Source organism: Ruegeria sp. CE6, from assembly GCF_056537485.1.
Window position 1 is genome coordinate 433,019 of the sequence record NZ_JBQFRR010000003.1, and the last position, 9,274, is coordinate 442,292.

Here is a 9,274-nt window from a genome sequence, read left to right on the forward strand (position 1 = left end):
CTGAGTTCTGGCGCAGGTTAGCGGGCCTCAGCCCCGAGGGCGAGAGGCATGGAACACCTTGAAGCGGTTGTCTCCTGCCACTTCGTCAACACGGGCGAAAGCCTCGGCCAGCGTTGCCTCGTAAGGCAGGTGGCGATTGGCGACCATCCAGAGTTGACCATTGCGGGTGAGGTTGCGTGCAGCACTGGCGATAAAGCCCTGGCCCAATGTCGGGTCGGCGCTGCGCGAGGTGTGAAAGGGCGGATTCATGATCACCATGTCCAGCGGCTCGGGCGCGCTCCATTTGGTGGCGTCGGCCCAGTGGAACTGCGCACGGGGGTCGGTGACATTGGCGCGGGCACAAGTAAGGGCGGTGTGGTCGGCCTCAACCAGATGCAGGCTGCGCAAGGTGTCGTCGATCAGCATGGCGGACAGAAAGCCCCAACCTGCACCGAGATCAGCAATGCGCGTGCCGCGCTTGGTTGGCAGAGACTTCAGCAGCAGGGCCGAGGCAGGATCGATACCATCGGCGGAAAACACACCGGGCGCGGTATGGAAGCTGTCAACCATTTGGTTTTCAGGCGCAGCCCAGTCGGCAAAGGCGTCCGCATCAGACTGAAACCAGAAAATCTTGCCATGTGCCTTCGAGATTGGACCCTCGATCGCGACCCGCTTGCGGATGTCTTTCAGCAAACTGTCGACGCCATCGGTTTTGGCCCCGTCCACCACGATGACCCCGTTGGCGCGGCTGCAGGCCTGATGGATCAGCGCCCGGGCCAGCGCCTTGGCGCGCGGTAGAAACACGACCGCATCCTGGCAAGGCGCGTCACTATTGGGCGTAGCGACAAAGCCCTGCGTGGCAAAGTGATCGTGGAACGGTTTGAACGGCTGCACCATCTGCGCCTCGCGCGGAAGGTCCGACAAATCGTGGTCCGGGGTAGGCGCCAAAACAGTCAGCGGTTGCGACAGGCTGAGCCCGCTGTTCAAGGCTAGATCAAGGCGAGAGGACATGGCCGCGCGTTATTCTTCGCGTTCCATGGTGCATTGCAGCGGGTGCTGATGCCTGCGCGCGAAATCCATGACTTGCCCGACCTTGGTCTCGGCAATCTCATGGCTGAACACGCCAACCACGGCGACACCTTTCTTGTGGACGGTCAGCATGATTTCAAACGCTTGCGCATGGGTCATGCCGAAGAACCGTTCCAGCACATGCACCACGAACTCCATCGGCGTGTAATCGTCATTCAGCAACAACACCTTATACAGCGGCGGCCGCTTGGTCTTGGGGCGCGTTTGCACCAGGACCGACGTGTCGTCGTCTTCGTCGTCCTTTTCAGACATGATCCACTGGTGTTTGCGCATTGCTGTAAGAGAATCTCGATTAACACTACGAATTGTTTCCCGGCTTATATAACGTCACGGTGGCCAGAGAAAAGAGCAACCGGACGGAAATGCGATGCGGGACAAGCTGACAACAATCGGGTTCGATGCAGACGATACCCTTTGGCATAACGAGCGTTTCTTCCAGCTGACTCAGGCATATTTTGCCGAATTGCTGGCCGATCACGCCGATCACGATCACCTGATGGAACGTCTACTTGCTGCCGAAAAGCGCAACATCCAGCACTATGGGTATGGCATCAAGGGCTTTACCCTGTCGATGATCGAGACAGCGATTGAGGTGACGGAAGATCGCGTACCGGCGCGCGTCATCCGCCAACTTGTTGAAGCGGGGCAGGAGATGCTGGCACATCCCATCGAACTGCTCCCCCATGCGCGCGAGGCCATCGAGGCGGTGGCCGAGACGCATAAGGTTCTGCTGATCACCAAGGGCGACCTGATCGACCAGGAGCGTAAGCTGGCGCAATCCGGATTGGGTGAGCTGTTCGATGGCGTCGAGATCGTGAGCGAAAAAACGGCGGCGACCTATGCGATGATTTTTGACCAGTACGGTGATGGACCCGACGCTTCGATGATGATCGGAAACTCGATGCGTTCTGACGTGGTGGCCCCAATCGAAGCCGGGTGCTGGGGCGTGCATGTCCCGCACGGGTTGGTATGGGAGGTCGAGCAGGCCGAGGTCCCAACTTCCAACCCACGGTTCCGCGAGTTGAAGGATTTGGGTGATCTTTCAGCTTTGATTGATCAGATTTCCTGACCTGTTGCCGTTTGACATCAGTCACAAAAAATTCGATGACACGGCTTGCCTGAAATTCGGCACAATCGCCGGTATGGTGTCCGGGCGCGCATGAAGCACCATATGTAGCGTGAATCTGATTGTGTATATGATCCACTCAAACGCAGCTTTCAGTTTCTTTAAACCCGTCCCTGTGTTAGCCTGAAGAATATCAAAATAAAAATTGCTGACCGGGAAAACCCGGCGGCGCGAGGCAGACAGAGGCAAAGATCGTGCAGATTCGGCGGACAGTTCCGGCCCGAATGGGCTTATTACTTATAGCATTTCTGTGGCTGCTTTCATTTGCACCACTTCAGGGCATGGCGGCCCCTTACGCGGCCATGGTGATCGACGCACGCACCGGAGAAGTGCTGCATTCCCGCAATGCCGACACGCGGTTGCATCCGGCATCTCTGACCAAGATGATGACGCTGTATATTGCGTTTGAGGCCGTGCGGAATGGTGAGATCACGTTGGACACTCAGGTGCGCATCACCAAGGCGGCAGCGGCTGAGCCGCCCTCGAAGCTGGGTTTGCGCACTGGGCAGCGAATCGCGTTTCGCTATCTGATCCGGGCGGCGGCGGTGAAATCCGCCAATGACGCGGCAACCGCGATCGGCATCGCCCTCAGCGGGTCCGAGGCGGCGTTTGCTCGTCGCATGACCCGCACCGCCAAGGCGATGGGGATGAGCCGGACCACCTTCAAGAATGCCCATGGTCTGACCGAGTCGGGGCATTTGTCGACCGCGCGGGATATGACCACGCTGGGCCGTCACCTGCTGTATGATTACCCGCAGTACTACAACCTGTTCTCGCGCCAATCGACGAATGCCGGGATCAAGACTGTACCGAACACCAACCGCCGCCTTTTGGCAGCCTATCGGGGCGCCGATGGGATCAAGACCGGCTATACCCGCGCTGCAGGGTTTAATCTGGTTGCTTCGGCCAAGCGCAAGGATGAACGTATCATCGCGACCGTCTTCGGTGGCAAATCAGGTGCATCGCGCAACGCCCGGGTGGCCGAGCTTTTGGATATGGGTTTCCGCCGTGCCCCCTCGCGTGCGCCAATCCGTAAGCCCGCCCGCCCGGCCTATGCAGGGAATGCAGGTCTGGGTAGCGCACAAGTGGTCGCCCAAGCGGGCCCGCCGAAAAAGAGCCTGCGCCCGGTGTTGCGCCCGGTGGCGAGCGAAACGGTTCAGGTCGCGGGGTCGGTCGCCGCAACGGCTGAAAAAGACAACACCCGGATTCAGGACGGTATCGCTGCTGCGATTGCAGCAGCAGACATAGCACCGTCGGATGGCGCCAAGCCTTCCGAAAACGTGGTGCTGGCCTCGGTCGAACCGGCCAAACAGCCCGAGCCTGAACCCGAAGTTGTGACCCGCTTGTCCACTTCCGGCGGTCACCTTTGGGGCGTCAATGTTGGCCGCTACACCACACGGTATGAGGCCGAGAAGGTTCTGTTGAAAACTGCGCTGTCGGAAATGACCACTTTGGAAGGCACTTTGCGTAAGGTGAACCAAAGCTCGCGTGGGTTTGACGCGACATTTCAGGGTATGACCCGCGAACAGGCTGATCTGGCCTGTCGTCGGTTACAGGCGCGGAATGTCACGTGTTTCATGATCGGGCCGTCATAAGACCCGGCATTCTCTCCTGGATGGGCCTGGGCTGCGATGACCTCGCAGCCCATTTTTTATGGCAAATCAATCGAAGACGTGGCCGTGCTTGTACTGTTCATCTTGCCCGGCCGCCGCAGTTAAGGCTGCAACGTTATCCTTGGTGAAGAAACCGTCGTAGTGATGACAACGTTCGATGTATTCGGTGATCAGCAGCGTGTGTTTCGAGTGCTTTGAGAAGATCTGTTTCAGGTTCGGATCATCTTTGCATTCCCCGACCACATGGGCCAGGAACGGAACGCCCTTGTCTTTAAGAGTGTTGACCACGAAATCGACATTTTTCTCACCCGCGCCATGGTCACCGTCCTGAATTTCAACCGCCATGTGGTGCAAGCGTCGTCCGAAATTACGCACGAAATCCTCGGTTGGCATCGGCAATTGCTCGAAAGAGTTCACGAATGAGGGCGTGTTGTTTGCAGTAAAGACCTTGGCAGGGGATTTCTTGTCGTCATCCACATTGGCATTGCGATTCACATTGGTCGACGAGTTCATGTCGAAGATGTTGTACGCCCCCCAGAAGTAATAAGGCACCATGGTCAGAAATTCGAGGATCGCGTCCTCACGTTCCCCGGCCAGAATGCGTGTCGCCAGATGGTCGATCCCCAGCATCAGTGGTGAGATATTGCTTTCGGTCCCAAAAGCGGCGGCCTGATCCAGCTTGACCTGTTCCGCATCACTCAACAGCACACGGTCACCCAGTCCCAGACTGTCTGTGTCGTTGAAATCCAGCGTGGAATAGCCGACGCGATTGCACGTGAAATCCGATGGCGTCGTAAAGCGGTATCCTTCCAGCGTGTAGAACGGATTTTCGGTGTCCCCAGAATATTCGAACCGAATGTTCTGATCCTCCAGCGTTCCAGTCAGCGCCTTCAGGTCGGTGGCACCGTAAATCTCACCTACATATCGCGTCTGCGGCTTACCGCGCGCCAGCGGGTACATACGATTGATACGCGGGATGAAATCCTCGAATGCCGGGCTGAGCGGAGCCATCAGGATCAGCGCCGGATAATCGGCATGCGAATGCATCACCGAGAACTTGTGTGTCTGTCCCAAATAGCTGGCGGTGTGGCGATAGGGGGTCATCACATAAAGCTCGACCAGCGTGTCAAACAGCGCATTTGTCTCGACCTGAATGACAATGGCCCGCATCGCACCGACTTGATCCGCAATGCCCGAGCTGATGCGGCGCTCGTAAATCCTGGGAAGATATTCGGTGAAGAAGTCCGAGTTCTTCTTGTCGCCCCTTGGCTGGTAGGACATCAGATCAAAAGACATAGGCTCACCTCCTTGCGGCGCGTTGCTTGGATTTGTGGTAGTCAGATCATGCACTTGCCGCGATGCTAGGCGCAAAGCTTTGCTTGGGCAACAGCCTGTTCAGAGAAGCATCAGATGGAATGCTTGGTTTACACGTGCGAATGTGAACTTCGGGTCGGGCACACCTAATCGGCAGTAATCCCGTACTTGAAGGCTAAGTCGCCAAGAACTGTGCCTTTCTGTGGTCCGTTTGCGTGAAAGAAACGTCTCACATTGGCCTGATAGAAATGCGTCACACAGGTTTTGGGAGTCGATACGTCGCCTATCGATATCCCTTCAGAGAAAAGCATGTAGCCTTTGGTGTTCCCAATCGGATTGAAAACCTCGTGGCTGAAGGCTTTATCGATACTATCGGATTTCTGGAAAACATGATTAAGAAGATCGGGCCCGAATGTAGTCTGTCTGCTGGTCACAATTTCGCGGCGTTCGCGGCCAGAGAATTGTCTTGCTTTTTTGGCGCGGCGCGGTGGAACCCAATCGGGAATAGCCTCGGGGTCCAGAGCAATCTCAAGCAGTTCTGACAATTCCTGAGACTCCGAGGGGACTCGCAGAACATTGTTGTTCAATAGCTTCGATTCCGCGTCCGTCCTGGCAAGAATGATATCCGTATCCGGCAGGGGCTGAAGCGCCACGCAATCGCAATCTGCCCAGATATAATTAGTGTCCCGCATTAGAATGAGCCTGAATATGTCGGATGCCACACGAGGAGTCGTGCCAAGCTTGGTCAGAATCTGCGAATCCAAAACCTCCCGATAGTCTCGGAGCGGAAGGTCGCTCTCGGTTTCGCGCAGCGACTCCTCGCAGAACAGTTCTACGGGATGCCCGATTTCCTGAAATGTTTTGATCGCGACTTTGTTGAACCATGGCAGTTCATTGCCAAGCCACAGAAATCCAACTGTTTTCACCGCCACCTCGATCGAAGATTTAATGCATCCGGGACATTCAGGGAATGTTGGTCAACATTAGTAGCCATGTTCGCGGGGGCAAGTAAGAACGCACTTTCTGAATGAAAAAGCATGCTTGTGCATCTAAACACGGCCATTGAAGCTGAGATATATCCGAGCAGGCGAATGATCGATCAAGGATAAGCGCAGTTTCAGGTAAATAACATGACGCTCTAACGGATGAATTTTGTGACCTCGACTCCGCCCTCGATCAGGTTCTCGCGCACCGAGTGCGCGATCTGAACTGCCGTTGGGCCATCACCATGCAGGCAGATCGTATCGATTGAGGTCTCAAGGCGTTTGCCGGATTTGGTGATGATGGCGCCTTCCTTCACCATTTCCAGAATACGTGGTCCGGCCAGCGCCGGATCATGGATCACGGCTCCCGGCAGTGACCGATCCACCAAAGTGCCATCGTCGTTATAGGCACGGTCGGCAAAAATCTCGCCCACCCATTTGCAGCCCAGCTCGCGCACCGCTTCTTCTTGTTTGGTGACCGCCAGCACCATGATGATGATGTCCGGGTCCACGTCCAATGCACCCTGATAACAGGCCCGCGCCATATCGATATCGACCGAACACATGTTGGCCAGCGCCCCGTGCAATTTCAGGTGCCGTACTTCAGTGCCCACCGCCTTGGCCATGCCGATTGCCGATCCCAGTTGATAGCGTACCAGATTGCGCAAACTGTCATGGGGCACTTTCATGTTTCGACGCCCAAATCCCTGCAGATCAGGAAAACCGGGATGCGCACCGATGCCCACACCGTTCTGGGCTGCCAGAGCCATGGTCTTGGCCATCACATCAGGGTCACCCGCATGAAAGCCACAGGCAATATTGGCCGAGGTGATGATCTTCAGAAGGCTTTCATCATCACCCATCTTCCACGGGCCAAAGCTTTCGCCCATATCGGCATTCAGATCGACGCTCGGCATCGCAATAACTCCTTATTCGGTGGCAGAGATCATTCCGCTGATCAGTTGGTAGGACAGGAGGTCCGGGATGTCATGCGGATCGCGGACCAATGGTTCAACACGGGCGGGCAGGCGGGCAAGGTCGGCCTTAAATGCGGCTTGCAGCGTGATGGCTTGTTCCAGTGTTACGAATTCGAAGCGCACCTCGCCTCCCGCCGGGGTCTGTGCAGCGCGGGGCAGATCACAGGGCAGAACGGTTGCGATGCGCGGGTAACCTCCGGTGGTCTGGCACTCGGGCAGTAGGATGAAGGGCGCACCGGTGCCGGTCATCTGTATATCGCCGGGGGTTATGACTTCGGACAGTATGTTCAACTGACCCTTGGCCGCGAAGCCGTCACCTTCACTATCCAGCTGCATGCCCATCCGGTTGGCTCGGGCGCCGCGGCGGAATGTCGTTTGCGTAAACCGTGCCAGCGTCTCGTCATCGAACAGTGCAGTTTGAAAGCTGGCCACAACCCGCAACGTCCCACCTGAAAACCGATCCTCCGAACGCAGCTTCAGGCCGGTCTTGCCGGTTTCCGTCGAAGGCAGGTGATCACCCGCTTGAACGGCGCGCCCGATCCTTGCGGTCAGATGGGCCGCGCGTGAGCCGAGCGTCATGTCGGTCCCGATCCCGCCACCCAGATTCAGATACCCGTAACTGCCCTGCAGCACCGACCCGACTACCAGCCGCTGCCCAGCCTCCATCTGATGCGAGGCATTCCACAAGACGGGGCTGCCATCGATACTGGCCTGCATCGGTGCGCCGGTCAGCGCGATGGCGGTTGGTGCGGTTGCCTCAAACTCACCACCCATCCCCGCCATTTCGAGGGCGGCGCTCGTTGGGGTGTTACCAAGCAACGCGGCCCCTTCATAAAGTGCCACTATATCTGCGGCACCCGAACACGACAGGCCTTGATCCAGATACCCGGTGCGCCCTTGATCCTGAACCGTGCAAGCTGGGCCGATGCGGTGGACGATCAGCGTCATGTCGCGATCTCCTCGCAACTCGCACCACCAGAGCCATCAGTGCAGGTTGTACGGATATCCTCAAGCTCTTCGCGCGTGACTGAGATGAACTGCATCTCATCACCGGGGTTGAGGGCAAAACTTCGCCCCATGTCCGGACGAAAGCAACGAAACGCGGTTTGTCCAACATGACGCCATCCGGTTGGGGTTGGCCCCGAGAACAGGACAAATTGAGAAATTGCCAAAACCAACGCCCCTTCAGGCACCATCGGCGTCAGCTCTTTCAGGCGTGGAATGTTGAATTCGGGTCCGAGTGGCCCGAGATAAGGTTGGCCCGGCGCAAATCCGATGGTTAAAACCCGCACACGCGATTGGCTGAGACGATCAATGGCGTCCGCTGGTGACAACCCTGCTGCCAATGCCGCGTCTTCTAGCTGTGGCGCAAGATCGGAACCGTAGACCGTCGGCACTTTCCAGAATCGTCGCCCCGCAGGCAAAGGTGCAGCGTACCAATCGCGACTGACCAGCATAGCCCGCAGCAACTCTTCGATGTCATGATGCGACAGGCTTAATGGATCAAACCTTATAAATGCAGATGCCAGCGAGGCCGAAGTCTCAAGCACGCCATCAATCTGCTGCGCCTCGACTGCGCCCCGAAACGCCAGGGCGGCGCGGTTCGACGGCTCGGACATGGTTTGCGCAAAGGTCACCAACAGACCGTCAAACCCAACGGTTCGCAGCAAGGGAAACTTAATGTCATTCGTCATATCAAGGTCACAGGCGTATCGGGTTTGCTTTGAAAAGACCTGAGCCTATCCATAGACAATGCGCAAGGCCCTGTAAGGCCAACTTGCATTGCGCCTGGCGGCGCCGATATCGGGTGCGATTCCGGGATTGGAAATGAATCGCTGATTGCCGTCGAGTCGGTATGGTCTTGTGGGTGACTGTAGTGTTCTCACTATATGTTGGGTTTGAACCAACAAGCACTGAAACCTAGGCGGTATATCTGATGTGCTTGAAGGATGATTTTCGCCGATTTCCATGAGGTGAGTTCCACTCAAATATTTGAAATTATTGTATAAAAAATGAATTTGAAGTTTTTTGCGATATTCTTGAATTTTCCACTTGCGCGTTGAATGCGTAAGGCATAGAACGCCCTTCACCGGCGCTGCTGAGGTGCTGGGACGCGGTGGAAGCTGCGGAGACGCTCGGGAGAGACTGGGGGCATCTGAGGTTTTTGATTGGGCGGTGGCGCTGAGAGATTGG

At 56.7% G+C, this 9,274-nt stretch carries 9 protein-coding genes; 2 read left to right on the forward strand and 7 right to left on the reverse strand.

The genetic code is table 11. From position 1 onward, the window contains the following. Window positions 1–27: 27 nt before the first annotated feature. Window positions 28–990, reverse strand: coding sequence for a class I SAM-dependent methyltransferase (locus ACR0DK_RS16115; protein WP_480737081.1), 963 nt, complete (start codon window positions 988–990; stop codon window positions 28–30). Window positions 991–999: 9 nt separating this feature from the next. Continuing rightward, window positions 1,000–1,341, reverse strand: a complete 342-nt coding sequence (gene clpS / locus ACR0DK_RS16120; protein ID WP_170396046.1) for an ATP-dependent Clp protease adapter ClpS — start codon at window positions 1,339–1,341, stop codon at window positions 1,000–1,002. A gap of 94 nt (window positions 1,342–1,435) precedes the next feature. Here clpS and ACR0DK_RS16125 point away from each other — a divergent pair, with 94 nt between their 5' ends. After that, window positions 1,436–2,137, forward strand: coding sequence for an HAD family hydrolase (locus ACR0DK_RS16125; RefSeq protein ID WP_170423897.1), 702 nt, complete (start codon window positions 1,436–1,438; stop codon window positions 2,135–2,137). Between the two features lie 281 nt (window positions 2,138–2,418). Next, on the forward strand, window positions 2,419–3,789 hold the full coding sequence (locus tag ACR0DK_RS16130) for a D-alanyl-D-alanine carboxypeptidase family protein (RefSeq protein ID WP_170396050.1): 1,371 nt from the start codon (window positions 2,419–2,421) through the stop codon (window positions 3,787–3,789). Window positions 3,790–3,855: 66 nt separating this feature from the next. On the opposite strand, the gene ACR0DK_RS16135 is transcribed toward ACR0DK_RS16130, so the two are convergent. The 5 genes from ACR0DK_RS16135 to ACR0DK_RS16155 form a co-directional block, all read right to left on the reverse strand. Further along, window positions 3,856–5,103 carry a hypothetical protein gene (locus ACR0DK_RS16135; RefSeq protein WP_480737084.1) on the reverse strand — a complete coding sequence of 416 codons (1,248 nt, stop codon included), beginning with the start codon at window positions 5,101–5,103 and terminating at the stop codon, window positions 3,856–3,858. Window positions 5,104–5,267: 164 nt separating this feature from the next. Then, window positions 5,268–6,053: a hypothetical protein gene (locus ACR0DK_RS16140; RefSeq protein ID WP_480737086.1), complete on the reverse strand. Its 786-nt coding sequence runs from the start codon at window positions 6,051–6,053 to the stop codon at window positions 5,268–5,270. Between the two features lie 206 nt (window positions 6,054–6,259). After that, window positions 6,260–7,021: a LamB/YcsF family protein gene (locus ACR0DK_RS16145; protein WP_480737087.1), complete on the reverse strand. Its 762-nt coding sequence runs from the start codon at window positions 7,019–7,021 to the stop codon at window positions 6,260–6,262. A gap of 12 nt (window positions 7,022–7,033) precedes the next feature. After that, window positions 7,034–8,029 carry a 5-oxoprolinase subunit C family protein gene (locus tag ACR0DK_RS16150; RefSeq protein ID WP_480737089.1) on the reverse strand — a complete coding sequence of 332 codons (996 nt, stop codon included), beginning with the start codon at window positions 8,027–8,029 and terminating at the stop codon, window positions 7,034–7,036. Then, a complete protein-coding gene (locus ACR0DK_RS16155) occupies window positions 8,026–8,775 on the reverse strand; it encodes a 5-oxoprolinase subunit B family protein (protein WP_480563013.1) in 750 nt (249 codons plus the stop codon). Before ACR0DK_RS16155 ends, ACR0DK_RS16150 begins: the two co-directional genes overlap by 4 nt. Window positions 8,776–9,274: the final 499 nt, after the last annotated feature.

What these genes read in the sequence shown, in the direction of transcription:
- ACR0DK_RS16155 (WP_480563013.1), bottom strand. Translation starts at nt 8,775, where the DNA reads ATGACGAATGACATTAAGTTTCCCTTGCTGCGAACCGTTGGGTTTGAC.
- ACR0DK_RS16135 (WP_480737084.1), bottom strand. Translation starts at nt 5,103, where the DNA reads ATGTCTTTTGATCTGATGTCCTACCAGCCAAGGGGCGACAAGAAGAAC.
- ACR0DK_RS16145 (WP_480737087.1), bottom strand. Translation starts at nt 7,021, where the DNA reads ATGCCGAGCGTCGATCTGAATGCCGATATGGGCGAAAGCTTTGGCCCG.
- clpS (WP_170396046.1), bottom strand. Translation starts at nt 1,341, where the DNA reads ATGCGCAAACACCAGTGGATCATGTCTGAAAAGGACGACGAAGACGAC.
- ACR0DK_RS16125 (WP_170423897.1), top strand. Translation starts at nt 1,436, where the DNA reads ATGCGGGACAAGCTGACAACAATCGGGTTCGATGCAGACGATACCCTT.
- ACR0DK_RS16150 (WP_480737089.1), bottom strand. Translation starts at nt 8,029, where the DNA reads ATGACGCTGATCGTCCACCGCATCGGCCCAGCTTGCACGGTTCAGGAT.
- ACR0DK_RS16130 (WP_170396050.1), top strand. Translation starts at nt 2,419, where the DNA reads ATGGGCTTATTACTTATAGCATTTCTGTGGCTGCTTTCATTTGCACCA.
- ACR0DK_RS16115 (WP_480737081.1), bottom strand. Translation starts at nt 990, where the DNA reads ATGTCCTCTCGCCTTGATCTAGCCTTGAACAGCGGGCTCAGCCTGTCG.